Origin of the sequence: Stenotrophomonas sp. SrG, assembly GCF_050031795.1 — a bacterium.
GTDB lineage: Bacteria > Pseudomonadota > Gammaproteobacteria > Xanthomonadales > Xanthomonadaceae > Stenotrophomonas > Stenotrophomonas rhizophila_A.
The window spans coordinates 1-316 of record NZ_JBNBBE010000081.1 but is presented as its reverse complement, the minus strand read 5'-3'; the positions used below and the strand labels follow the sequence as shown (position 1 = coordinate 316).

Genomic DNA, 316 nt, shown 5'->3' with positions numbered 1-316 from the left:
CAGCCGACCCGGTGCGCCTCGAGCACGGTCACCCGGTAGCCGCGTTCGGCCAACGAGAGCGCGGCAGACAGGCCGGTGTAGCCAGCGCCCAGTACGCACACGTCGGTGGCATGGTCGCCCCGCGGCGGCGCGCGCAGTGGCGCGTCGGGCACGCTGTCGGCATACCCGCTGGGTGCGTGCGCCTGTCCGGCCAGGCTCATCGGGGGCTCGCTCATGCGCACAGCATGCCAGCCACCCGTGTCGAGGTGAGGTGCGCCAGCTGGGACGGCGGCTGCCGACGGAGGTACAGTGGCACTATCACAGTACGTTCCAGCCC

The 316-nt window shown here is 72.2% G+C and carries 1 protein-coding gene; it reads right to left on the bottom strand.

Going from position 1 to position 316, the window contains the following annotated elements:
• The coding region (locus ACQG3P_RS19060) for an FAD-dependent oxidoreductase (RefSeq protein WP_426805913.1) at positions 1-215 on the bottom strand (215 nt) is incomplete at its 3' end.
• Positions 216-316 lie beyond the last annotated feature (101 nt).